Source organism: Leptospira congkakensis, from assembly GCF_004770265.1.
Classification (GTDB): domain Bacteria; phylum Spirochaetota; class Leptospiria; order Leptospirales; family Leptospiraceae; genus Leptospira_A; species Leptospira_A congkakensis.
The window spans coordinates 873,164-898,729 of record NZ_RQGQ01000004.1 but is presented as its reverse complement, the minus strand read 5'-3'; the positions used below and the strand labels follow the sequence as shown (position 1 = coordinate 898,729).

The window sequence follows — 25,566 nt, the reverse complement described above, 5'->3', positions numbered from 1 at the left end:
TAGGAAATCATTATGGTAATGTATGAAAAAACAGCCGAACATTTTGGCAAAAAATTCAAAGACCTACCGGAAGGCCATTTACTAGTCAACCTTGGTCCAAGCCATCCTGCCACACATGGAATTTTACAAAACGTAATCCAAATTGATGGAGAACGAGTTGTCGATACAGAATCAGTGATTGGTTATGTACATCGATGTTTTGAAAAACTAGGCGAACGTTACGATTACAATCAGTTCTTAGTTTGTACGGATCGTATGAACTATGTATCCACTCCACTCAATAATATTGGTTGGATTCTCACCGTAGAAAAAATGATGCAGATCGAAGTTCCGGAACGAGTCACATACGTCCGTATGATCATTTCTGAGCTCTCTCGAATGATGGATCATATCATTTGTAATGGAATTATGGGTGTGGATCTTGGTGCTTTTTCTGGCCTACTGCATTTGTTCCATCATAGAGAAAATATTTATCAAATCCTTGAGAAACTAACGGGCGCTAGATTGACTACAACTTTCTGTCGCGTGGGCGGAATGGAAAGAGATATTTACCCTGAATTCCAATCCGAAATCAAAATGGTCATCAAAGGGTTAAAACCTGCTTTGGATGAATTCCAGGAATTACTCATTCGTAATAAAATTTTCAATGAAAGGACTGCCGGAATTGGTGGTCTTTCTGCAGAACGTGCCATAGCTTATGGATTTTCTGGACCGAACCTTCGTGCGGCTGGTGTTCCTTGGGATGTAAGAAAGGACGATCCTTATATGTTGTATGATAAGGTCGATTTTGATATTGCTGTTGGGGAAGATGGATCCGCTCTTGATCGAACTCTAGTTCGTATGGAAGAGATGCGTCAGTCCATGCGAATCATCGAACAACTGATTGATGGAATTCCTGAAGGTCCATACCACGCAGATGTTCCTCACACTTTCCTTCCACCAAAAGACCGTGTGTACAACAATATGGAAGAACTCATTTATCATTTTAAAATTATCATGCACGGAGTGAAGGTTCCTCCTGGAGAATACTATATGTCTACCGAGGCAGCCAATGGAGAACTCGGGTTTTATGTAGTTTCGGAAGGAGAAAAAACTCCTTGGAGAGTGCATGTGAGACGTCCTTGTTTTTGGTATTACCAAGCATTCCCAGAACTTGTTAAAGGAGGACTCCTTGCTGATACCATTGCTACTATGTCTTCACTCAATGTCATTGCAGGGGAGTTAGATTGTTAATGGCTTATCAATTTTCACAAGATTCGGAAAAAAGATTCCAAAGATTGATTCCGCAGTTCCCGAGCAAACGTTCGTTAATTTTACCCTGTCTTTTTTTATTACAAGCTGACAAAGGTTTTGTGGATCAGGAAGGGATGGAATACATTGCCAGTCGTATTGGTGATCCGGTTTCACTCGCACATGTTCATGGGGTTGCCACCTTTTACACCATGTACAACAAAAAACCGGTCGGTAAGTTCCATATCCAAATTTGTGGAAATATTTCTTGTTATCTTTCTGGGTCTGATTCCATCACTGAACATGTTTGTTCTAAGTTAGGAATAGAAGCAGGAGAAACCACTGGTGACAAAAAGTTTACGGTGGATGAAGTGCAGTGTTTAGGTGCTTGTGGGTTTGGCCCAGTGGCTCAAATCAATGACAAATATTATGAAAATCTAACACCGGAAAAAATCGAAGCCATCATTTCTGAATTGGAAAAGCAGGTATAAAATGGGATTAAAAACTCTTCTCACAACTCATGTTGGTGCTGCTGATTCTCATACTTTAAATCATTATCGTTCGGTAGGAGGGTATGAAAGCCAAAAAAAAGCCCTTACCGAAATGACCGCCGAACAAATTGTAAACGATGTAAAAAACTCTGGCCTTCGTGGTCGCGGTGGTGCTGGGTTTCCTACTGGAAACAAATGGGGATTCATTCCCAAAACGGACAAACCCAAATATTTGATTTGTAATGGAGATGAAGGAGAACCCGGAACTTTCAAAGACCGACTTCTCATTGAAAAATTCCCGCATATGCTCATCGAAGGGATGGTCATTGCAGCAAAAGCTATTGATTCTCATCAAGGTTATATTTACATTCGAGGAGAATTCCATAAAGGAATTCGTATCGTGGAAGAGGCAGTGGAAGAAGCTTACAAAGCAGGCCTTCTTGGAAAAAATATCTTAGGACTCGGATACGATTTTGATTTAGCAGTGTATTCTGGTGCTGGCGCTTATATTTGTGGAGAAGAATCTGCACTTATCAATTCCCTTGAGGGAAGGAGGGGCCACCCACGACTCAAACCCCCATTCCCTGCCGTGTCTGGATTGTATGCTTGCCCAACGGTTGTGAATAATGTGGAAACATTTTGTAATGTCCCGCATATCATTCGTATGACGGGTGATGAATACAAAAAAATCGGAACAGAAAAATCACCAGGGACAAGACTATTTGCGGTCAGCGGACATGTGAAAAAACCAGGGATTTATGAAGTGGAAATGGGAACTCCGATGAAGGAACTCATTTACGATATTTGTGGTGGAATCAAAAACGATAAAACTTTAAAAGCGGTGATTCCAGGAGGAAGTTCTTCTCCTATCCTGAATTCAGAAGAAGCGATGACCGCAACTATGGATTATGAGTCGATTGCATCACTCAAATCAATGTTAGGTTCTGGAGCTGTCATCATTTTATCAGAAGATGCTGACCTTGTGGAAACGACATACCGATTGGCAGAATTTTATTCTCATGAATCTTGTGGCCAATGTACACCTTGTCGTGAAGGAACACATTGGGTAAAAGATCTTCTCCATAAAATCAAAACCGGGGAAGGAACAGAAAAAGATGTAGAACTCATTTTTTCTTTGTCTAGAAATATGGAAGGTGGAACCACCATCTGTCCGTTAGCGGATGCTTGCGTAATGGCAGTTCGCCCAACGATGACAAAGTTTAAAGGAGAGTTCTCGGCTCGATTGAAAAAGGAAGTGAGTATCTCTCACTAAAGGTCACCGAAACATTATGGACTGGGCTCTAATACTTGCTTGGGGGATCAAAATCCTCTCATTATTTTTTATCATTCTAACGGGTGTTGCTTATTATACGCTCGCCGAACGTAAGTTTGCTGGTTTTATCCAAGATCGTCCTGGCCCCAATAGAGCCGGAATTTTTGGACTTTTCCAACCACTTGCTGATGGAATCAAATTCATTGCCAAAGAAGAAATTTTCCCAAAAAACGTATCCAAAGGGATGTATCTTTTGGCTCCCACAATCTCCATGACCTGTGCCATTATGGCTTGGGCTGTGATTCCTTTTGGGGGAAGTCTTCCGGCACCGGAATGGCTCGCGGCACTTACTGGTGTCACGACTATAGATTTACAAATTGCCAATCCCGATTCAGGGGTTTTGTACATGCTTGCCATTTCTTCTCTCTCTGTTTACGGGATTATGATTGCGGGTTGGTCGAGTAACAACAAATATTCGTTACTCGGTGGTGTTCGTTCTACGGCTCAGATGATCAGTTACGAACTTCCTATGGGTCTTTCGATTGTTGTGATTGTGATTATGACTGGATCACTCAAGCTAACAGACATCAGTGATTCTCAAAAAGATATGTGGAATATTTTATCTCCTCCTGGGTTTGTTGCTTTTTTTATTTATGTGACTGCGATGTTTGCTGAAACCAATCGCCTTCCTTTTGACCTTGCAGAAGCCGAATCGGAACTGGTTGTGGGTTTCCATACAGAATACGGTGCTTTTAAGTTCGCACTTTTCTTTTTGGCTGAATACATGAATATGATTACCATGTCTTGTCTCACCACCTTACTCTTTTTTGGCGGATACAATGTTCCTTTCCAATTAGGAGCCGGTTCAGAATTCCAGGCGTTTTATGGACTTGGATTTTTTATTCTAAAAGTTCTATTCTTTGCCTTTCTATTCATTTGGGTAAGGTGGACCCTTCCTCGTTTTCGTTATGACCAATTGATGAAACTGGGTTGGAAAAAAATGATCCCTTGGGGACTTTTTGCCGTTATGTTCGCGGCCATTTACACAGTATATTGGAAAGAAGGATGGATGAAATTATTTATATGAACCTAGAATCTTCTCCTTCCTTTTTGTTATTTATCTTTTTTGGAACAGTGACTGTGATTACGGCTCTTAGTGTCGTATTCCAAAAAAATCCAGTGGTTTCTGCTGTTTCCTTAGTTTTTACTTTTTTTGCTTTGGCAGGGATCTACGGAATTTTGGGAGCTTTGTTTATTGCAACCATGCAGGTGTTAGTGTATGCGGGGGCCATTATGGTTCTTGTGGTTTTTGTTCTGATGTTACTTTCTCAAAGGGCAGAAACCTTGTCGCGTTACAGAAAACATCCAATTCGTTTGGTTATACTTTCTGTTTTTATTTTTGGGTTTTTCTTTTTGTTGTATTCGGCACTTACCACTGGTGTTCCTCATTCAGACCAAATGGGAAAAGGATATGAACAAAGTGAGTATTCCTTTCCCATCCAAGGAACGGCTACGGTGAATGCAAAAGGAAACGTTGGTGTTGTGGGTGCATCCACATATTTAGATTATCTTCTCCCTTTTGAAATGATTTCTATCTTACTTCTCGTAGCTGTTCTTGGTGCAGTGATCCTAGCCAAAAAGAAACCTACGGAAGTAGAACAAACAAAGGATAACGTCCTATGAACCCAATCATTAATGACATTCCCGTTTCCTATATCCTTGGCCTTGCTGGAATTTTATTTTCCATTGGAGTTTTGGGTGTTCTCATTCGAAGGAATATTGTGATCATCTTTATGTCGGTGGAACTAATTTTGAATTCGGTGAACCTAGTTTTTGTTACTTTTTCAAAAGCCCTTTCCCATATCTCTGGTGAAACTGTTGTTTTCTTTGTGATGGCAATTGCTGCAGCAGAAGCAGCTGTGGGCCTTGCCCTTGTGATTGCCATTTTCCGGCATAAAAAATCCACCAATGTGGATGAACTCCAATCGATGAAATGGTAATCCTATGTTAGAGATATTTCCTTTAGTTGTTTTTCTTCCTCTCCTTGGATTTCTTTTTAATGGTTTTTTGAAAGGAAGAATCCCTCATCGGATGGCTGGTGCCATTGGAACTTTAGCAGTTTTTATTCCTTTTCTCATCACCTTAGGCGCGTTTAACGAGTTCCGTCCTATGGAAAGAACAGCACCACATTTGGTTTCTGTTTTTGATTGGATTGTGATTGGAAATTTTAAATCTTCATTTGGATTCCAAATCGATCAACTCTCCTTGTATATGACTCTGATCATTACGGGAATTGGGTCACTCATCCACTTGTATTCTATGGGATACATGAAAGGGAACACAAGTTATAACCGATTTTTTGCCTATTTGAATTTATTCATCTTTTGTATGTTGAATCTTGTACTCAGTGACAACTTAGTATTAACTTTCCTAGGTTGGGAAGGAGTAGGACTTTCTTCTTATCTCTTAATTGGTTTTGACTATGATAAAAATACTGCTGCAGAAGCGGGGATGAAAGCATTCATCTTAAACCGAATTGGGGATGTTGGTTTTATTTTAGGAACCGGTTTTCTTTTTTGGTTTGGCGGTAGTTTGCAATATTTAGAACTTCAGACTAACTTAAATGGGTTAGGTGAATTTGCTAACTATGCCAATATAGTGGCTCTCTTTTTCTTCGTTGCGGCTATGGGTAAATCGGCACAGATCCCTCTTTTTGTTTGGCTTCCAGATGCGATGGCTGGCCCAACTCCTGTTTCGGCCCTCATCCATGCGGCGACTATGGTAACTGCTGGAGTATTTCTCATTGTTCGCTTAAACTTTGTATTTTTACTCGCACCAGAAACTTCTTTGTTTATTGCTTGTATTGGTGCCACAACAGCACTTTTTGCTGCAACAATTGGAACCTTACAAAACGATATTAAAAAAATCTTAGCTTACTCAACAGTTTCCCAACTAGGTTTTATGTTTCTTGCTATGGGAAGTATGAGTTATGTGGCAGGACTTTTCCATTTAATGACTCACGCCTTTTTTAAAGCCTTACTTTTCCTCGGGGCAGGTTCCGTGATTCATGCTCTCCACCACGAACAAAATATCAAAAATATGGGAGGTCTTTTTAGCAAAATCAAAATCACTTCCTTTACATTTTTACTGGGAACCCTTGCCATTTCAGGATTTTTTCCTTTCTCTGGATTTTTCTCTAAGGATTTAATTTTAGAAAAAGCTTATACCTATGGAGCGTATGGTTCTATCCTCTGGACCATGGGGATCGTGGCTGCGTTTTTCACTTCGTTTTATATGTTCCGTCTTGTTTTCGTTGTCTTCTTTGGTAAGGACAATACAGACTCTCACCACAAAATACATGAATCACCTTGGACTATGACCTTTCCTCTTGTGGTTCTTGCCATCGGTGCTGTTGTGGTTGGATTTTTACAAACACCACATTTCTTTTTACACATTGATACTTTAGAAAGATACTTTGCACCTGTTTTGAGTAAGGGTTATGAATTGGCTTCTCTTAAAGGAAGTCTCGCCGAACATAAGTCACTCGTTCATGACGTGGAACTTTCTCTAGCTGCCTTTTCTGTAGCCATTGCCACGATCGGCCTCATCTTAGCTTATTTCTTATACCAAAGAAAACAAAATCCTATTCTTGAGGAACATACTGGTTTTCGAAAGATTCTTTTCCACAAATACTATATCGATGAAATTTATGATTTTGTTTTGGTTCGTCCTTTTCTCTTTCTATCAAAAGGAATTGCTTTTTTCTTTGATACCAAAATCCTCGATCGATTTTTCTTAAATATTGGTCTTAGTTTTGGTGTGATCGCAGGTGGACTTCGTCGCCTCCAATCGGGATTCATTGGAGATTATGCATTGTATGTAGTCATTGGTACATTTTGTATCTTAGTGTATCTATTAACGAGGGGGGTGTAAAGTGCCGGAACAAATTCTTTCCTTCATTATCTTTTTACCAATTCTTTCTGCAGCCGTTATCGTTTTCCAAAAACGGATGGGAACAGTTGTTGTTATTTCTGCTTTATCTTCTGCATTTACAACTATCCTATCAGTAGGATTGTTTTTTTTGTATGATCCCACTAAGTCGGGTCTTCAGTTTGTCCATTGGATTCCAGATTGGATTTTATCTGGAAAACTCAGTGTAGATTACCATGTGGGTTTGGACGGAGTTTCACTTTTGTTGTTTGGCCTCACGGCGTTTATGTTTTTTCTTTCGAGCCTTGCTTCTTGGTCAAACATTCCCAAAAAAATCAAAGAATTTCATATTTGTTTACTCGTTTTAGAAACAGCCGTACTCGGGGTGTTTGCCGCAGGGAACTTGGTTCTTTACTATGTATTTTGGGAACTGATGGTTTTACCAATGGTTCTCATGATTGGAATTTGGGGTGGGGAAGACAGAACCAAAGCCGCTTTAAAATACTTTTTGTTTTCAATGGCTGGCTCCTTGTTTATGTTAGGTGGTATACTTACCCTTTACTTCAAAACAGGAAAAACATCCATTGAATCTTTAGCAACTGCGGATTTAGGAGTGTATTCAGAATCTCTGCAATGGTTTTTGTTTTTTAGCTTTTTCCTGGCTTTTGCTGTTAAAATTCCACTTTTCCCTTTTCATACTTGGATGCCGGATGTTCATACCCAAGCGCCTACAGTTGGTTCGGTGGATTTGGCAGGTGTATTGTTAAAGATTGGAGCTTATGGTTTCATTCGGTTTTGTATTCCTTTTTTCCCTGAACCTAGTCTTTTCTCACAAGATGGAATCCAAATCCTTGCAGTGATTGGAATTGTATATGGATCTATGGCAGCTCTTGTTCAAACCGATATCAAACGGATCATTGCTTATAGTTCCTTATCCCATTTAGGTTTTTGTATTTTGGGTCTTTTTTCTTTCACAAGTGAAGGTGTTGTGGGTGGAATGTTGCAGATGATTTCCCATGGTGTTTCGACTGGGATGATCTTTCTTATGATCGGTATGATTTATGAGAGAGCGCATACTCGAAACATAAGTGAGTTTGGTGGACTCGCCAAACAAATGCCAGTTTTCTCTACCTTCTTTCTGATTGCCGTTTTATCTTCTGTTGGTCTCCCTGGAACCAATGGGTTTGTGGGTGAATTTTTGATCTTAATGGGAGCCATCAAATCGAATGTTTGGCTTGGCGGAATTGCTGCGACCGGTGTTGTGCTTGGTGCATTGTATCTGTTATGGTTTGTGAAACGATTCCTGTTTGGGGTGAGTAAAACCATCCAAGCAAAACCTTACAAAGATTTAACTTTTAGAGAAGTGGGGATTTTGACACCGCTTGTCATTTTTATTTTTTGGATTGGAATTTATCCAAAACCATTTTTAGAGATCTTGCAGTCTTCTGCTAATGTGTATTTAAATGCAGCTTCGGTTCAGTCCATTTCAGAAAGAAAAGAAAGTAGGAAAGACTTCCTTGGTGGAAACGTAACTCGAAAGTTTTCTGATTATTCTACTATGGGAGTGGAACCACTTTCTTTTGAAGAAAGACTGGGTTCTTTTCGATCGAAGTATGCACTTCCGAGTTTTGTTTCTGCCAAATTAGAAACACCAAATCTGAATGAAAATTTAGACAATTTGGAAAAATCCATAGAGTCTGATTTCCCATTGGAACCAATACCGAAAGAGACGATAGGAAACTAACAAATGTCATATACTCCTTCTGCCAATGACCTAATCGCAATATCTCCCATGCTCATTCTTTGTGGGGTTGCTTTACTTTCCCTTGTGGTTCAATTTTTTGTTCCGAATGAAGAGGATTCCAAACCTTTATGGGTTCTTTCCATTCTTGGAATTCTTGGTGCTATGTATGCCTTATACCATACAACTGGTTCTCCAGGGTATGGTAAATTTTTCGGATCTCAAATTTCACTCAGTCCCCTCACGGTTTGGTTAAGTGCCATTTACTTGATTGCTGGTCTGATCACACTTCTCATTGCTCCGCCATTTCTCGCACAACATAAAACATTATTTCCTGAGTTCTTTCCTCTTCTTCTTTTCTGTTTGTCGGGGATGATGTTTCTCACTTCTGGTTATGATTTTATTGTTATCTTTGTCGGTTTAGAAATCCTTTCATTAGCATTGTATGTAATGATTGGAATGGCTCGTTCTTCTGTGTCTTCCTTAGAAAGTGCCATGAAATACTTTTTACTCGGATCTTTTAGTTCTGGGTTTATGTTACTGGGAATTGCATTTTTGTATGGTGGATCGGGAACTACAAATCTTGACGGTGCCCTTCGTGGACTTTTTCTAAAAGGTTATGAATCCAATTTTTCTAAACTAGGTTTTGGATTGTTTTTGGTAGGTGTATCCTTTAAGGCAGCGCTCGTTCCTTTTCATTCTTGGACACCTGATGTGTATGAAGGCGCCCAAACACCGATCACTGGTTTTATGGCCAGTGCGGGAAAAGCATCTGCTCTTGGTTTGATCATTGTTCTTTTCAATCATGTTCCCATTGGCGTTATTGGTGAGTCTTGGAAAATCCTAATGGGAGTGATTGCCCTTGTTTCCATGACTTGGGGAAATATTGTTGCTCTGAGGCAAGAAAACCTCAAACGAATGTTAGCTTATTCTTCTATTTCCCATGCTGGTTATATTGTCGCAGGGATTGTTTCTGGGGCAAGCCTAGAAGCCTTGTATTATCTTTTTTCCTATTCCCTTTTGAATTTGGTTGCCTTTGCTATCATTTCTTATTTAGAACAAGGGAAACATGAAGTCACTGTAGAAGGGATTTCTCATTTGAGCGGCGAACACCCGTTAACAGCACTTTCCCTTTCGATTGTTTTTTTATCCTTTGCTGGGTTTCCTCCCTTCATTGGATTTTGGTCCAAACTTTTCCTTTTGCAGAAAATTGCTGAGTCGGATTTATTATTCAACCGGATCCTTCTTTTCGGTGCCGTGGCAAACTCTTGTGTGGCCTTCTACTATTATATGAAGATCACCATCCAGTCCTATATGAAACAGGAAACGGGAGCAGTGGCAGGAGTTCGAGACCTGCCCAGTATGCCAACCCTTGGGTTTTTGGTATTTTTACTCAGTGTGTTTTTTGCGGCAGGTTGGCTTTTCTTCCAACCAGGTGCTTTGTTATAAATCCTTAAATCTGTTATAGTGGAAATAGTTCCAGGATAACGAAAAACGGATTGATCCAAATCTTGGGATCGAAAGACTGGTTCAAAGGTAGGTAAAGTATATGGCAACAATTATTAGAAAAACAGAAACCCTTACAGAAGGTGATGCGATTCGTGCCTTCCTTGTCTCCAAGGGACTTGTGTATGAATCCTATAAAACACCGGAAGCTTTGGACATTGTCCTTGGCCAAAAGGGATTAAATGATGCGGAAAAAGCAGAAGTTCTTTCTGGATTGGAATACCGATTTGACCAATTGAAAAAAGATCATGGCTATAAGGCGAATGATCTAGTCGTGCTTCATGATGAAGTTCCCGGAATCCAAGACATGTTAGCCAAATTTGACAAATTACATATCCATACTGATGAAGAAGTGCGTTATATTATCGATGGAAGTGGAGTTTTCGGATTTATCATCGATGGCGAAAAATTTGAAGTTCATGTAGGGAAGGGAGATTTCATTTCAATCCCGGCCAACACCAACCACTGGTTTACTCTAGATCAAAATTTAAGAATCAAAGCGGTTCGTTACTTTAAAGACAATTCTGGATGGACTCCTGTTTATGTGGATGAGTCCAAGGTTCTTGTTAACGTTTGATAGATTGGAAATTCTTTCGGATCTGAAAGAATTTCCGAAACATCGAAAGAATTTAGAAAGTAAAAAACTTTAGTTTGATTGGGCGGGATTTTCCGCCGCGATCCCAAACCACTCCACAATGAACTGTAGAGTGGTTCTTCCCTGGTAAAAATTTTCTTCTAAACTCCCTACCAAATCAAAACTTCCATGTTCCGACATGAACTTCTGGAATTCTTCACCTTTATTCCAGATCATATACTTTAAAGACCCACTTCCAATTAAGTGAAACCGAACATGTTTCCCTCCACTGAGTGGTGTTAGGTGAATGGCTTTGGCATTTCGAATGGCAAGTTTGATATCTGGATTCCCTTGCCCAAAAGGTTCCAAGTCTTTCCATTCTTTGAGCAATCGGTCTCCCATTTCTTCGGTAAGGACGGTAAAGTCAGTTTCAATCGAATGGGTGTTTTCTCTTTCTTTGTCTTGGGTCAACCATTCTTTGGCGGCATTGTACAATTCGGCTTCGAAAGCAGGGATTTTATCGATTTGGATGGAAAATCCTCCGGCTTCTGGATGGCCTCCGAAGTGCAAAAAATGGTGAGATAGTGATTCTAATAGTTCGAGAACATTTTCTTTGTCATAAGAACGGATACTTCCTCTCGCATCACCATTATCAGGTGCTAGAAAGATTGCAGGTTTTTTATAAGTATCCACCATTCTTGTGGCAACAATTCCACTGACACCCGGTTCCATATCTGGTTCATAACAAAATACAATTTCTTTGGTTGTTCTTTCTGGTTTGCGGGCGAAATAACGTTCCACCCTATCCATATTACGTTTGGTTCTTTCTTTTCGTTCTTCATTGATGGAAAGAAGTTGTTTTGCTTTTGTTTTGGCATCCGTTACTGTTTCCGATAAAAGTAAGGAAACAGCTTCTTCTGTTTTCCCCATCCGGCCTGCGGAATTGAGAACTGGTCCAATCGACCAACCAAGATCTTTTGTGGTGACACCTTGGGGGCTTAGTTTCAGTTCTTTTAAAAGTTCCGAAAGTCCTTTTCTTTTTTTATCACCTGCATAAAGTTTGGTGAGAGAGTTTAAAGCTAATTTTACAAAATGACGATTTTCCCCAATGAGTGGCATCATATCGGTTATGGTTCCAATCCCAGCTAGGTCTGTTTCTTCTTCTAAACTAGAGAAAAAATCAGGGATTTTGGAACATTGGTAAAAGAATAATTTTCGTTCTGTATCTACTGGAATCGGAGTTACAAAATCCTCGGGATAGGATGAAACGGACTTTTCATCGATTGCTAAGTTGGAAAGATTTTCTTCCTGAATCCGGATTCCATTTTGGAAGTAAACCAATCTTGTTTTTCCAGATCCTTCTTCCACTTCTGATTTAACATAGATCCTACCAAATTCATCGCTCAAACGAAAAAGAATCGCGGATACTAATTTAAAAGATAAAACAGCTGTGCAGATTTTTTTTTCTGGATAGATTGAATCTGTTCTTCTTGGATTCACCAAAGCACAGTTTGTTGGAATTCGGACAGGAACTTCATGGTGGTCAAGAACAATGACTTGGATTCCTGTATTTGTGAGTTCTTCGATTTCATCGGCCTGACTGGAACCAAAGTCGAGTGTCACAAGAAGATCCGGTTTCACTTTTTTGATTTTAACGAGTGCTTCTTTACAAAGACCATAAGGATCACTTTCGGAAGAAACCATTACTTCTAAATTGATATTGGAAAACTCCTGGTGGGATTTTAAAAAGAAGGCAAGCAAACAGGTGGAACTCACTCCATCTGAGTCTCTATCGCCATAGAGTAGAATTTTCTTTCCTGCTTTCGCAAACTCGAGTATAAGCTCTACAGCATCTAAAAGATCGGGAAGAGAGTAGGGTGAATGAAGACAAGAAAAATCAGAATTAAGAAGTTCTTTCGGATGGATGTTACGAAGCCCCTCTCTTTTATCAACTAAGTAACGTAAGAGGGGACGTTTCGAATCAACTTTGGTTCGTACTTCGGCGAGTAGTGGTCCGAAGTGAACCTTGGTTACATGATGCAATTGCCAATAATTTTGGAACCGAATTCTACTTCGAGTCCAGGTGTTTTGATATCACCAATGACCTTTCCATTTTTTTTAAGTTCTACTTTTTCTTTTGCGTCTACATTACCTTTGAGGTTTCCATGAACCACAAGGCTTCCCACTTCTACATCGGCTTCTACATCACCAGTTTCATCAATGATGAGTTTGCCTTGTGAAGTGATGGTGCCTTTGAATTGACCTTTGATTTTTAATGTTTGGTTGAAGGAAAGGGTTCCGCGAAACGTGATGTCGTCGCTAATGATTGTGTCTATAGATTCGTCTTTCATCGGTAGGGATAGTCTTGTTTGACTCTCGAGTTTTGGCAACTACACAAGTATTTGTAACCAAAAGGAAATGGAAAAAAGTTCATATTTCAAGGGTTTTCTCTTGAGTCTCTGGGTCGATTCTTGAACCTGGGTGTCAGATAGGAAAAAATAGTGAAAATTAGGCGCTTCTGGAAGTCAGGGTTCATCCTGCTTTTAGCGGTTTTCATCAATCTGAATCTGGTCGATGACCGGTTTGTTTCTCCTCTCGAAGATTTGGATTTCCAATACCAATCCTACGAGTTAGAAGAAACGACTCGTGTTCTTTCCTCATCTAAAGAATCCAACCAAGTTTTAAAACTAGTTCCTTCTCGTCGGATCCAACCTCCCGTGAAGATTTCTGTCCTTCGTTGGTCCACACTCTCGACCGAAACTCTATTTTTTCCTGAAATTCTCATCTTATTTCACTTTCTATACCTTCCACCACCGTTTTTGGCTTAATCGTTGCATGTAGATTAGTCTTAAATTCCAACCTAATTTTAGGATTTGGGGTGTACTAGAATTTGAAATAGGAATTATGTTAGAAAAAATCATTCAGTTTTCCATTCACAAACGAGCCACAGTCCTCGTTTTGACAGCAGCATTAACTATTATTGGTTTTTACAATGCGCTTCATCTATCCATTGATGCCATTCCCGATGTCACCAATGTCCAGGTATCGGCTGTGACTTCTGTTCCTGGTCTTTCTCCACTTGAGGTGGAACAATTTATTACTTATCCCATCGAACTTGAGTTTAACGGGATGCCAAAGGTGACAGAGATTCGTTCGATCTCAAGAACTGGTGTCAGTTCTGTGACTGTTATCTTTGAAGACGGAACAGATATCTATTTTGCAAGGCAACTTGTGAATGAAAGGTTGAAACAAGCAGAAAATTTTATTCCAAAATCATACGGGAAACCGGAACTTTCGCCGATTGCCACAGGTCTTGGTGATATTTATGAATTTGCCCTTGTATCCGAAAGTCATACTCCAGAAGAACTCCGAACTGTTATGGAATGGGAAGTTGCAAGACAACTTCGTTCCGTTAAGGGAATCATTGATGTAAACGTTGTGGGGGGAGATGCCAAACAGTTTCAAATCAAAATTGATCCCAAACGTTTGTTATCTCACAATTTAACACTCTCTCATATCACAGAGGCGTTGGAAGGTGCCAACGTAAACCTGGGTGGTGGATACATCCAAAAAGGGGAAGAGCAGTTTGTGATCCGGGGAGAAAGTCAATTTCAATCCATTGATGACATTACAAGATTATCTGTTAGAACATCAAGAGATGGAATTCCACTCACACTTGGGCAAATTGCAAAAGTAGAAACAGGACCAGCACTACGTTTTGGTCTTAGCACCATGAACGGGAAACGTGAAGTTGTGGGTGGGACGGCTATGATGTTGCTGGGTAGTAACTCACTTCAGGTGGTGAGTCGAGTCAAAGAAAAGATGAAAGAAATTGAATCCCGCCTTCCGAATGGGATGAAAATTCAAGTCTACTATGACCGTTCTGAATTCATTGGCCGAACCCTTTCGACAGTATTTACCAATTTGGTGGAAGCCGCCATCATCGTTCTTGTTTGTCTCATTCTTACTTTAGGAACTGTAAAGGGAGCCTTTGCTGTGGCTCTTGCGATTCCTGTTTCTATGATGGTGGCCACCATTCTTATGAATGCCTTTGGGATTGTGGGAAACCTCATGTCACTGGGAGCTCTCGACTTCGGACTTCTGGTGGATGGTTCTATTGTAATGTTAGAGTCCACACTCCATGGATTTTTACTTCGTAAGAGTTTCCTTCTTTCGAAGACCACTGCCCAGGATATGGAAGATGGGATGGAAGAAGTCATTATGGAGTCCTGTATCAAAGTGGTGCGGGCTTCTGCTTTTAGTGTGGGGATTATTTTACTCGTTTATTTACCTCTGATGACACTGGAAGGAGTGGAAGGCCGAATGTTCCGTCCAATGGCCATTACCGTAGCTTTTGCGTTAGGTGCTGCTCTTTTGTATTCGATTACAACATTTCCAGCCTTAATGTCTTATATTTACAAAAAACCAATCTTACATGAGTCGGCTTTTTGGGATAAATTCCAAACTAAGTATGCGGAAGTTTTAACTTATGGGATGAAGTTTAAACGCCAATTTACTTATGCGGGAATTGGTGTGGTATTACTCTCTTTTGTTCTCGCATCCACTCTTGGTTCCGAATTTTTACCGAGGATTGACGAAGGAGAAATTGCGATTGATATCAAAAGATTACCCTCCACTGCCATCAACCATTCTAGAGATTTAAATTTGGAAATGGAAAAGGTAATTTTGAAATTTCCAGAAGCAGTGAGTGTTGTCTCAAGGCAAGGTCGAGGAGAGTCTGCAGCAGAACCCATTGGTTCGGAAGAAGGGGAGATGATGGTCAAACTCAAACCCCGTAAAGAATGGGTTTCGGCAAGCGACCGCGAAGAACTGATGGAGGTTATGAAAAATTCTGTGAACCAGAATGTTCCTTCTTCTTACATTAGTTTGTCACAACCCATTGAAAACCGCGTCAATGCATTGTTATCTGGTTCCAAAGCGGATATTGTAATTAAAATCTATGGTGATGATTTAAAATCATTAAAAGCCATCGCTGATAACTATGCCTCCAAAATCAAAAAAATCCAGGGAGCTGCTGACTTACGAGTTCAGAAACTACTTGGCCTTCCTTTACTCGAAATCAAAATGAATCGAGGGAATATGGCTCGTTATGGGGTTCGGGCAGAAGAAGTTCTCACTACCATTGAAACTCTTCGCGTGGGAGCCAATGCAGGAAAGGTTTATGAAGGATATAAACGGTTTGATCTCATTGTTCGTTTGGATGCCGACGTAACGGACATTGGAGTGATTGAAAACGTTCCAGTAATGACTGAGCTTGGCGGAACGGTTCCTCTTGGACAAGTAACAGACATTATGATGACAGAAGGTCCTGCTGCTCTTTATCATGAAGGTCTCAAACGTAGGATTCTTGTAGAGGTAAACGTTCGTGGTCGAGATATGATTGGGTTTGTGAATGACGTGCAAGCAGCGACTCAGTCCATTGAATCCGACCTTCCCCAGGGTTATTATGTAGATTGGGGTGGACAATTTGAAAACTTCACTCGTGCGAAAAATAGATTGGCCATTGTCATCCCCATAGCTGGTGCCATTATTTTTGCGATGCTTTTTATTGCGTTTGGAAGTGTTTATTATGCTTTGGGAGTTTTTATCTTAGTTCCATTATCACTTTCAGGAGGGATTCTTTCTCTCGTGATTCGTGGCCTTCCTTTTTCCATTCCGGCAGGAGTTGGATTTATCGCCGCTGCCGGTATATCCGTGTTAAATGGGGTCGTTTATGCTTCGGCGCTGAAAGACCAATTGAAAGTCACTCGTGATCCGTCTAAAGCTGTAGTGGAAGCTGCGGTATATACACTTAGGGCGGTTGCTACAACAGAACTTGTAGCTATCATTGGATTTTTACCTATGGCCATTGCTTCCAGTGCTGGGGCAGAAGTGCAAAGACCACTGGCAACGGTGGTTATGGGAGGGGTACTCGTTGCGACCATCTTATCTCGTTTTCTGCTTCCCATTGCTTTCGAGTTTTTAGTCAAACTAGCACAAAGACAAGAAATCCGGCAAATGGAAAGGGAACGTAAGATGAATGAATACTTTGTAGAAGAAATGAGAAAATACAAAGCATCTGAAATCCACGATTCTCATGGCCATTCGCATCATGAAACTACGGACCATCCAGATTTGCAAAATGAAGATGATTCCAAAACAAATAAACAAAATCAGAAATCTAAAAGAAAGAGGACTTAAATGAAACCGAATTATTACGTAGCACACCCTTGGCATGGACTCGAGCTTGGACCAAAGGCTCCCGATGAATTAGATGTATTCATTGAACTCACACCACAAGACACAGTAAAATATGAAATCGATAAAGCTTCTGGTTTCATCCGAGTGGACAGACCTCAAAAGTATAGCAACCGTTCGCCGACTCTCTATGGGTTTATTCCTAGAACATTTTCTGGAGAAGCTTCTGGAAAACATTGTTCGGAAGTAGTGGGAAGACCAGACATCATTGGTGATGGGGATCCTATCGACATTTGTGTTCTCAGTGTAAATCCAATCACTCATGGGAATATGATATTAACGGTGATTCCTATTGGTGGCCTGCGAATGATCGATAAAGGCGAAGCGGATGATAAAATTGTGGCAGTTCTAAAAGGGGACGAAGTGTTCGGGGAAATCAAAGATATCTCCGAAGTGCCGAAAGCACTTATCAATAAACTACACCATTATTTTTTAACTTATAAGTTAGATCCTAACTCCCCTTCTACCGGGACAGTTGAAATCACAGAAGTGTATGATCGTAAAGAAGCCATCAAAGTGATTCAGTTTGGGATCGAAGATTATATAAAGAAATTTGTAACTGTATGAAGCTGAATCGGAAGTTTTTACTTTTTTCCCTTTTGGGAATCCATTCATTCTCTGTTTTTCCAAAAGAAAAAGCAGTGTATGAACTCCATTCGAAAGATGAATTGTTTTTTCTCGGTGAAGATTCTCGTGCCCAAGATTCGAAAGAAAAATGGAACTTGGATGAGTTGGAAGATTTTGCTGTAACAAGTAACCCTCTGTATCTTCGTGAAAAACAAAACATTGGTATGGCAAGAGGCGACGTTATTACCGCAAGTTTGTATTATAATCCAATCGTGAATATGCAACAGCAGTTTATGGGTGCTTCTGCCAATGCCGCAACTGGGAAACCTGAAACTTCACTTATCTACAACCAACCGTTTGATATGAGTGGAGTCATTCCACAAAGAGAAAAGGTCGCAAAACAAGAGTTTCTCGGAACAATTGCTAGTTTTCGAGACTTTGACAGGTTGTTTCGTCTTCGTCTTCGTCAAAATTTTTGGACTTATCTTTACGTTACGGAACAGATCAATTACCAAAAAGAATTTTTGGAAAACTACCAAGACCTTTTGGATTTGACCAAACTCAGAGCAGAAAAAGGTGATATTTCCTTTTTGGAATATGATCGTTTGGCTTTGGAGCGGGTTCAAATTGAACGTGAGTATCGGAATGCAAGGATCCTGCGCGCGCAAGTGGTAAAAAACTTACGAGTTTTGATTGGAATCTCCGATATCAATTCTCCTTTGACGATCAAAGGAAGGTTGGAATTTTTTTCCACTCGTGAGTTTGGAATTGAAATCAACGATTTTGATATTGAAGATCGACCTGACTTAGTAGCGCTAAAAATTCGCCAACAAAGAGAAAGAATGAATATTGAATTAAAGAAACGAGAAATCATTCCTCCTTTAACCTTGGGTGTCGAATTTTTAAATAAAGGAAATGAAAACGTAACGGGTATCTATGCCGCGACACCACTTCCTTTGTTTGATCGTAAACAAGGGGAGATTTTAAAATCAGAAGAATCTTATAAAAAATTAGGATTTGATGTAGATGCCAAACGGAACGAAATCATTTCTGAAATTTCAGCGGCTATTAAGGAATTGCAAGCGAGAGAATCTCAGTTACTTGATTACCAAAAGATGGGTCTTTTGGAAAAAAACAAAGAAGTCCAAGAGAAGTCGAGGCTTGCATACATTCGTGGGGCTTCTAACTTAGTAACTTTTTTAGAGGCGGAGAAAAACTATCTCAGTGTTCTTCGTAGTTATTATGAAATCATTTATCTCTATTATAATGCTTTGGAAGGATACAAAGCTTCTATCGGAAAGATGGATAGCTCGGAGTTTTAAATTTATATGAAAACAAATTTCAATTTTAAGAATATTAGATCTCTCAGTATTCTCGTGCTCGTGGGAAGTTTAGCTTATTTTGGTTATTCCAAATTTTTTGGGGCTGGTAAAAAAACGGAAGCTTTGACGGATGATAAATCCAAATTTATTATTTCTCAAGAAATCCAAAAGAACCATCCATTTTCTCTGGTGTATTTGGAGGAAAAAGCTTTAGAGGAAGAACTCCAACTTCCTGGAACTGTATCTTATGACATGAACAGTGTGGCAAAGGTTGGTTCTCGTGTGAGCGGACGAATTGTACAGGTGTATGTAAAGGAAGGGGAACATGTCAAAAAAAGTACAGCACTTGCATCCATCCAATCGGTAGAACTCGGAACCACAGAAGCCAATTATCTAAAAGCTAGGGCAAGACTCGAAGCATTAAAAGTCCAAGCCGACAGAGCAAAAGATCTTTATGAAAGAAAAGTAACCTCTGCTAAAGAATATGAAATGTCTCTAATGGATTATAAATCTGTAAAAGCAGAAATGGAAACATCTCGTAACGCATTGGAAAATCTTGGATTAAACGAATCGGAAATTGCAAACTTAGAAGCGGGTAAATACAATTCTAAAAACCTATACATCCGAACACCAATTTCTGGAACCGTAACTGAAAGAGAAGCCATCATTGGTCAAGCCGTGAATGCACGTGATAATCTTTTTACCGTAGCTGATTTGAGTGTATTGTGGATTAATTTAGAAGTTTATGAAAAAGATTTAGCATCCATTCGAGTGGGGAACGAAGCGAAGGTAATCCCAATTGGATCAAAAGATGATTCATTAAAGGCAGTGGTCTCTCATGTGGGTGATGTGATAGATCCGATTAAAAAAACAGCAGAGATTCGTTTAGAAGTTAGAAACTCAAAAGGTAGGCTTCGTCCCGGTCAAAGTGTAACAGCAACCGTTGTTGGTGCGATGGTGGAATCATCAGTAAACAAAGCAAAGGTGATACCTGCTGATTGTATCCATAAAATAGAAGGTGAAAATTTTATCTTTGTTCGTAACACTGATGGATCTTTTTCTGCTAAAAAAGTGGGTGTAGGAAAAACTTACGACCACTGGGTTGAGGTTACCACTGGTGTAGAATCTGGGGAAGCCATTGTCGAAGAAGGAAGTTTTGTTTTAAAAAGTGAGTATTTAAAATTATAACTCCTAGTTTTTTGTTGACATAACGCCTATTTCCTAGTTATCTGTTTAGTATGAAAGACCTCACGGAGAAACAAGAATCTGTCCTGCAATACATAACGGACACAGTGCGCGAGAAGGGGTTTCCACCCACCATCCGTGAAATGGGAGACCAGTTTGGAATCACAGCCAAAGGTGCTTACGACCATCTAAAGGCCATTGAAAAAAAAGGTTATATTCGTACTTCGAAAAACCAAAGCCGAGCCATAGAACTTTTAAAAGGAAATGCCGAAGAAGCGCTCCTGGTTCGGGCTTCGGGAATTCCTTTGCTTGGCCAAGTGGCTGCCGGTTCTCCTATTTTAGCAGAAGAAAACATAGAAGAATACATTGCTGTTCCTGATGGAATGGCCGCCAAACCAGGAACCTTTGCTCTCCGAATCAAAGGGGACTCGATGGTGGAAGCGGGAATTAGCGATGGAGACATTGCCATCATCCAAAAAAAGGATACAGCAAGGAATGGGGAAATTGTCGTGGCGATGATTGAAAACGAAGCCACTCTCAAGGTTTTTTACAAGGAAGCAGATATGATCCGTTTGGAACCAAGAAATGCAAAATTAAAACCCATCCGTACCAAAAAGGCTACCATAATCGGGAAACTAATCGGTCTCTACCGCATTTACTGATTGACCAAAGCCCCGTTCAGAGTGAGTTTAGAAGGGATGTCGAAACATCTCTTCTTTCTCCCAACATTTTTATTACTTTCACTTCTCCTCTCTTGCGCTCCCAAAAAACAAGAAATCGACGCTTATGATCTCAAACGTGTCTTGGAGAGATTTGCACAAAATCGAATCCAAACAGGTCTTATGGCAGATACCAAAAGACCGACACCCACAGACAGTGCTCTCTTTGAAGAAGCTTGCGAGGTCTACCGACTTTCAATTCCTGAAGCAAAAGAAATGTTAAAAAAAGAAAACAAAGCCCTATACGAGTCAATTTATGGAAATGAATAAAATTAAAGTATCCGAACGTCTAGTTTGGGGTAGTATTACCGTTTGTTTGGCGACCGTTATTTTTTTTGTTAGTTCAGAGAAAGTAAAAGCAATCTCCGCCGATGGGGAAAAATACTTACAGATTTTACATGAAGTGGTTTCCTATATTGAAAATGATTATGTGGATCCACAAGAAGAGAAAAAAATCTATACTGGTGCCATTCTTGGCGCCTTACAAAGTCTAGGTGATCCACACACAAGGTTTTTAGACACAGACGAATTTGGTGAATTACAAAATGAAACCAAAGGAAGTTTTGGTGGGATCGGCGTAGAGATTAGTTTCCAAGAAAATGCATTTATCATTGTGGCTCCTATTGAAGGAACACCAGCTTGGAAGGCTGGTCTCCAACCCCAAGACAAAATCATCGAAATCAATGGCAGAAGTACAAAGTCTGTTTCTCTCTCAGAATCAATTGGAATGATGCGTGGAGAAGTGGGTTCCTCTATTTCTATGAAAATAGAAAGGAAAGGAATCAAAGATCCTTTTGTTGTGAATTTGGTTAGGGAACTCATCCAAATTCGATATGTAAGATCGCATTACCTTCCTGAAACAGAAACCGGTTATATCAAACTGGTTCAGTTTATGGGGAAAGAAACCACCGCAAAAGAATTTGCTTCGGCTGTATCTGCCATGAAAGAAGCAGGGGCAAAAAAACTAATCATCGATTTGCGAATGAATCCCGGTGGACTTTTGGATTTAGCCATTGATCTTGCCGATTTGTTTTTACCACCAGAGGCGGACATTGTGTCCGTCAAAGGACGTGGTGGTGTTCTTGTAAAAAGTTATAAAGCTGGTAAAAAAGATAAAAAGTTTTTAGAGATTCCGATTGCGATTTTGGTAAACGGAGGATCTGCTAGTGCTTCTGAAATTTTAGCTGGTGCGTTAAAAGACAACAAACGTGCGATTGTTGTGGGAACCCAAAGTTTTGGAAAGGGAAGTGTTCAGTCCATTTTCCCTTTATCTGGTGGGACAGGTGTTGCCATCACCATCCAAAAATACTACACTCCATCTGGAGTTTCCATTCATGGAAAAGGAATCACTCCTGATCATATTATAAATCCCATTGCTGCGAGCGAAGATGAGAAATATGCTTTGGAAAAACTTTTTAAAAAGAATTTGATCCGACCATTTTTAGAAACACATCCAGAATACAACGAAGCGGCTCTGAATGATTTTGCGGCTATCCTCAAAAAAGAAAATCTAACCATTTCCGATTCAGTGACTCGCATTTTTTTATTCAATGAAATGAGAGCCGGCTCTTCCAATTCCAAACCTCGGTTGGATTTAGATACCCAACTTGCGGAAGCCATTCGTATTTTGAAATAATGACCTACGGGTTAGGAATTGAATCCAGTTGTGATGAAACCTCCATTGCCATCGTTCGTGATGGTAAGGATCTTCTTTCCTTAAAAATTTATAGCCAAATCGATTCCCATTCTCCTTACCGGGGAGTGGTTCCTGAAATTGCTTCCAGAGCTCATTTAGAAAAAATCAATTCTCTACTCGCCGTTGCGATGGAAGAGTCTGGGATCGAATATTCTGATTTGGAGTACGTAGCAGTTACCAGTTATCCAGGGTTAGTTGGTTCTCTAATGATAGGAGCGCAGCTTGCTCGTTGTATTTCCCTGGTCTATGGAATTCCGATTGTGGCTGTCAATCATTTAGAGGCACATTTGGCTGTGATTGGTCTGGAACTGGATCTACCTCCTTTTCCTTGGCTTGGGGTTCTTTTGAGTGGAGGAAATTCGTCCATTTACCTTTACAAAGATTTTGGTGATTTAGAGATCCTTGCCGACACAAGGGACGATTCCTTAGGGGAAGCCTTTGATAAGGTCAGTGCGGTTTTAAACCTTCCCTATCCGGGGGGGCCTTATTTAGAAGCAAAAGCAAATTCTTATCTTCCCACCAAGGGAGAAGGAAATCCCTTTCCGAAACTTCTCAAAGAAGATGGCGAGGATTTGATCCGGTTTTCCTATAGTGGGTTAAAAACGGCAGTTCTCTATTACCTGAAAGCAAATTCGGAAAACCCGCCAGTGGAAAAGATTTCTTATTTTTTTCAAAAGACAGCCTTTGAACTCGTGACCCGCAATCTTGTGAAGGCGATAAAGAAAACCGGAATTCGAACGGTTGTGGCTGCGGGGGGAGTCCTTGCCAATGGGACTCTTCGGGAGAGTTTGGAAAAAGAAAAGGAAAGGTCAGGGTTCGATCTATTTTATCCTGGCAAAAAAATTTACTGCACAGATAACGGAGCGATGGTGGCATGTCTTGGATACCATCTTTGGAAACAAAAATTTTTTGTGGGGCTCGACTTTAAGGTAAGTCCCAAACGAAACTTTGAACAAATAATATGAAACTAAAACTGACCTGGATTCCGAATACTCTCACTCTTGGAAATTTAACTTTAGGGTTTGTTTCGATGCTTCTTGTAGCAGAAACCAATCCAACACAAACCAACTCCCATGAACTTTACTCGTTAGCGGGAGTATTTATCATCTTAGCCGCGTTATTCGATGGTTTTGATGGAATGGCGGCGCGTGCTCTCAACTGTACAAGTGAACTTGGTGCGGACTTGGACAGTCTTGCTGACCTTACGACCTTTGGAATTGCCCCAGGTTTTTTATCATACAAAATGTTCTTTTATGATATCAAACTAGATATCTTTGACAAACCTGATTATTTTCCTTTAGGGATGTTCATTGCAGCTCTTTACCCAATTTGTGCAGCTTACAGGTTGGCTCGTTTCAATGTAGCACATGATCCAAAATCTTTTAACGGACTTCCATCTCCTGTGGCTGGGGTTGTGATTGGAATTTTTCCTTTGGTGTTTTCTGTATCACAAGTTCCTGTTTGGACAGCGGTTTTATTTTTTGTGATCACTGCTCTTCTTATGGTTTCGACTCTTCGTTATAGCAAACCACAAGTGGCAATCCGAGGACTCTTCTCTTGGAAAAAATTAGGGATCAGTATCATCGGGCTTGGACTTTTGTTACTCGCCATTGGATTTTACAGATGGCCTTATGTGATGTATGGTGCTGTGGGATTTTATGTATTTTCTGGAATTGTTTCCTTTCTCATCCAGACCATCCAGGACTATCGAGTTTAAGTTTCTTCTTTCAGTTGGAAAATATCCAGTAGGTTGGCAACGGTAAATATGGTTCGGACTTCGTCGGAAAGATGGATGATTCGAACCAATTTGTTTTTTTCTTTGGTCCAACTATAGGTATGAAGAAGGATTCCAATCCCTGAAGAATCCAGGTAACTCAAATTTTTAAAATCGAAAACGAGTTCCTTTATTTCCGGTGTATCAATTAAGATTTTGATATCTGCTTTTAGTTTAGGTGTGTCTCGGAGGGATAAGGATCCTTCCAGAAGGACATTGGCCTTTTCATTTTCTCGTTTGATTTCATACTGAAACATAACTTCAGTTAAGACAACATCTGAAAGAACCAAATACAATCAAAAAACGTTTGATTTTTCAAAAAAGGACTCTAGAAAAAGAGCAATGAAAATTAAGTTTTGGGGTGTCCGCGGTTCCATTGGTTCACCCATTCGTCCTGAAAACGTAAAACATAAAATCGAAAAAATTCTCACTTTGGCAAGTCCTACGGACATTCAAAACGAACAAAGTATTCGTAGTTTTCTGAATTCATTAAGTTATTCTTCTTCATCAACTTACGGTGGTAATACGACTTGTGTGGAAATCCGCGACAAGGAAAATAACCTGATCATTATTGATGGGGGCACCGGGCTTCGGGAACTTGGGAATCAAATTATGAATTCCGAGTTTGGAAAGGGAGCAGGACATGCCTATTGGATTTTAACCCATACACATTGGGATCATATCCAAGGAATTCCTTTTTTTGTACCTCTCTTTTTGCCAGGGAATCACTTTGAATTTATTTCATGTATGAATGATGCCGAAAAAAGATTAGAACATCAATTTGTATTCACACATTTTCCTGTTTCCTTTGATCATTATGCTGCCAACAAAACCTTTCAGTATTTAGAAGAAGGGGAAACCATTTCTCTCGGCCCAAACATTCAGGCCTTTAGCAAAGCGGTTCGTCATCCAGGAGGAAGTTTTTCTTACCGGTTTATGGAAGATGGAAAGGCAATTATTTTTGCATCCGATGCAGAATTCAATTTGGAAGAGATGGAAAACATTGATACCTATATCGATTATTTCAGGGATGCCGATGTTTTGGTTTTTGATACACAATATACATTTGAAGAATCCTTACAAAAAATTGACTGGGGTCATAGTTCTGCATCCATTGCAACAGACATTGCCCTGCGAGCTAAGGTAAAAAAATTGGTAATGTTTCATCATGATCCTTCTTATGATGACGAAAAATTAGACTTAGTATATTTGCGAGCTCTCAAATACAAAGAGATGTTTGATCCGCATGGAAAATTAGAAATCATAATGGCGCACGAAGGTTTGGAAATAGAGGTTTAAG

Annotated in this window: 24 protein-coding genes; 21 read left to right on the top strand and 3 right to left on the bottom strand. The window is 40.0% G+C overall.

Going from position 1 to position 25,566, the window contains the following annotated elements; translation table 11 throughout:
- Positions 1-12: 12 nt before the first annotated feature.
- The 10 genes from EHQ70_RS05340 (at position 13) to EHQ70_RS05295 (ending at position 10,748) form a co-directional block, all read left to right on the top strand.
- Positions 13-1,233: an NADH-quinone oxidoreductase subunit D gene (locus tag EHQ70_RS05340; protein WP_208729494.1), complete on the top strand. Its 1,221-nt coding sequence runs from the start codon at positions 13-15 to the stop codon at positions 1,231-1,233.
- A complete protein-coding gene (locus tag EHQ70_RS05335) occupies positions 1,233-1,721 on the top strand; it encodes an NADH-quinone oxidoreductase subunit NuoE family protein (protein ID WP_135584154.1) in 489 nt (162 codons plus the stop codon). The genes EHQ70_RS05340 and EHQ70_RS05335 overlap by 1 nt, the downstream gene beginning before the upstream one ends.
- 1 nt (position 1,722) lies before the next feature.
- Positions 1,723-2,994, top strand: a complete 1,272-nt coding sequence (gene nuoF, locus EHQ70_RS05330; RefSeq protein ID WP_135584152.1) for an NADH-quinone oxidoreductase subunit NuoF — start codon at positions 1,723-1,725, stop codon at positions 2,992-2,994.
- Between the two features lie 16 nt (positions 2,995-3,010).
- The gene (nuoH, locus tag EHQ70_RS05325) at positions 3,011-4,081 is read left to right on the top strand and encodes an NADH-quinone oxidoreductase subunit NuoH (RefSeq protein ID WP_135584150.1); all 1,071 of its coding nucleotides are present in this window, start codon (positions 3,011-3,013) and stop codon (positions 4,079-4,081) included.
- Entirely contained in the window at positions 4,060-4,677 is a 618-nt protein-coding gene (locus EHQ70_RS05320; RefSeq protein WP_135584148.1) for an NADH-quinone oxidoreductase subunit J family protein, read from the top strand. Before nuoH ends, EHQ70_RS05320 begins: the two co-directional genes overlap by 22 nt.
- Positions 4,674-4,994, top strand: a complete 321-nt coding sequence (gene nuoK, locus EHQ70_RS05315; RefSeq protein ID WP_135584146.1) for an NADH-quinone oxidoreductase subunit NuoK — start codon at positions 4,674-4,676, stop codon at positions 4,992-4,994. The genes EHQ70_RS05320 and nuoK overlap by 4 nt, the downstream gene beginning before the upstream one ends.
- 4 nt (positions 4,995-4,998) lie before the next feature.
- A complete protein-coding gene (gene nuoL, locus EHQ70_RS05310) occupies positions 4,999-6,927 on the top strand; it encodes an NADH-quinone oxidoreductase subunit L (RefSeq protein ID WP_135584144.1) in 1,929 nt (642 codons plus the stop codon).
- A gap of 1 nt (position 6,928) precedes the next feature.
- On the top strand, positions 6,929-8,668 hold the full coding sequence (locus EHQ70_RS05305; RefSeq protein WP_135584142.1) for a complex I subunit 4 family protein: 1,740 nt from the start codon (positions 6,929-6,931) through the stop codon (positions 8,666-8,668).
- 3 nt (positions 8,669-8,671) lie between these two features.
- On the top strand, positions 8,672-10,114 hold the full coding sequence (locus EHQ70_RS05300; protein ID WP_135584140.1) for an NADH-quinone oxidoreductase subunit N: 1,443 nt from the start codon (positions 8,672-8,674) through the stop codon (positions 10,112-10,114).
- Between the two features lie 100 nt (positions 10,115-10,214).
- A complete protein-coding gene (locus tag EHQ70_RS05295) occupies positions 10,215-10,748 on the top strand; it encodes a cupin domain-containing protein (RefSeq protein ID WP_135584138.1) in 534 nt (177 codons plus the stop codon).
- Between the two features lie 69 nt (positions 10,749-10,817).
- Here the strand turns inward: EHQ70_RS05295 and recJ are convergent, their stop codons facing one another.
- Together recJ and EHQ70_RS05285 are read right to left on the bottom strand one after the other, a co-directional pair.
- The gene (recJ, locus tag EHQ70_RS05290; protein WP_135584136.1) at positions 10,818-12,788 is read right to left on the bottom strand and encodes a single-stranded-DNA-specific exonuclease RecJ; all 1,971 of its coding nucleotides are present in this window, start codon (positions 12,786-12,788) and stop codon (positions 10,818-10,820) included.
- On the bottom strand, positions 12,776-13,096 hold the full coding sequence (locus EHQ70_RS05285; RefSeq protein WP_135584377.1) for a bactofilin family protein: 321 nt from the start codon (positions 13,094-13,096) through the stop codon (positions 12,776-12,778). The genes recJ and EHQ70_RS05285 overlap by 13 nt, the downstream gene beginning before the upstream one ends.
- Before the next feature lie 150 nt (positions 13,097-13,246).
- Between EHQ70_RS05285 and EHQ70_RS05280 the strand changes: the two genes are divergently transcribed.
- The 10 genes from EHQ70_RS05280 (at position 13,247) to EHQ70_RS05235 (ending at position 24,209) form a co-directional block, all read left to right on the top strand.
- A complete protein-coding gene (locus EHQ70_RS05280; RefSeq protein ID WP_135584134.1) occupies positions 13,247-13,573 on the top strand; it encodes a hypothetical protein in 327 nt (108 codons plus the stop codon).
- 76 nt (positions 13,574-13,649) lie between these two features.
- Positions 13,650-16,946 (top strand): efflux RND transporter permease subunit, encoded by a 3,297-nt coding sequence (locus tag EHQ70_RS05275; RefSeq protein ID WP_135584132.1) that lies wholly within the window; start codon positions 13,650-13,652, stop codon positions 16,944-16,946.
- Positions 16,947-17,570: an inorganic pyrophosphatase gene (locus EHQ70_RS05270; protein WP_135584130.1), complete on the top strand. Its 624-nt coding sequence runs from the start codon at positions 16,947-16,949 to the stop codon at positions 17,568-17,570.
- Positions 17,567-18,892 (top strand): TolC family protein, encoded by a 1,326-nt coding sequence (locus tag EHQ70_RS05265; protein ID WP_135584128.1) that lies wholly within the window; start codon positions 17,567-17,569, stop codon positions 18,890-18,892. The genes EHQ70_RS05270 and EHQ70_RS05265 overlap by 4 nt, the downstream gene beginning before the upstream one ends.
- Before the next feature lie 6 nt (positions 18,893-18,898).
- A complete protein-coding gene (locus EHQ70_RS05260) occupies positions 18,899-20,080 on the top strand; it encodes an efflux RND transporter periplasmic adaptor subunit (protein WP_135584126.1) in 1,182 nt (393 codons plus the stop codon).
- A 50-nt stretch (positions 20,081-20,130) separates the two neighbouring features.
- A complete protein-coding gene (gene lexA, locus EHQ70_RS05255; RefSeq protein ID WP_135584124.1) occupies positions 20,131-20,739 on the top strand; it encodes a transcriptional repressor LexA in 609 nt (202 codons plus the stop codon).
- Between the two features lie 36 nt (positions 20,740-20,775).
- Entirely contained in the window at positions 20,776-21,066 is a 291-nt protein-coding gene (locus EHQ70_RS05250) for an LA_1448 family UV-C exposure upregulated protein (RefSeq protein WP_135584375.1), read from the top strand.
- A 1-nt stretch (position 21,067) separates the two neighbouring features.
- Positions 21,068-22,432, top strand: a complete 1,365-nt coding sequence (locus tag EHQ70_RS05245) for a S41 family peptidase (protein ID WP_425270018.1) — start codon at positions 21,068-21,070, stop codon at positions 22,430-22,432.
- Complete coding sequence (gene tsaD, locus EHQ70_RS05240; protein ID WP_135584120.1) at positions 22,432-23,457, top strand: tRNA (adenosine(37)-N6)-threonylcarbamoyltransferase complex transferase subunit TsaD; 1,026 nt, start codon at positions 22,432-22,434, stop codon at positions 23,455-23,457. The genes EHQ70_RS05245 and tsaD overlap by 1 nt, the downstream gene beginning before the upstream one ends.
- The gene (locus EHQ70_RS05235; protein WP_135584118.1) at positions 23,454-24,209 is read left to right on the top strand and encodes a CDP-alcohol phosphatidyltransferase family protein; all 756 of its coding nucleotides are present in this window, start codon (positions 23,454-23,456) and stop codon (positions 24,207-24,209) included. The genes tsaD and EHQ70_RS05235 overlap by 4 nt, the downstream gene beginning before the upstream one ends.
- Here the strand turns inward: EHQ70_RS05235 and EHQ70_RS05230 are convergent.
- Positions 24,206-24,523 carry an STAS domain-containing protein gene (locus EHQ70_RS05230; RefSeq protein ID WP_135584116.1) on the bottom strand — a complete coding sequence of 106 codons (318 nt, stop codon included), beginning with the start codon at positions 24,521-24,523 and terminating at the stop codon, positions 24,206-24,208. The genes EHQ70_RS05235 and EHQ70_RS05230 overlap by 4 nt on opposite strands.
- A gap of 85 nt (positions 24,524-24,608) precedes the next feature.
- On the opposite strand from EHQ70_RS05230, the gene EHQ70_RS05225 reads away from it, so the two are divergent.
- Positions 24,609-25,565 carry an MBL fold metallo-hydrolase gene (locus tag EHQ70_RS05225; RefSeq protein WP_135584114.1) on the top strand — a complete coding sequence of 319 codons (957 nt, stop codon included), beginning with the start codon at positions 24,609-24,611 and terminating at the stop codon, positions 25,563-25,565.
- Position 25,566 lies beyond the last annotated feature (1 nt).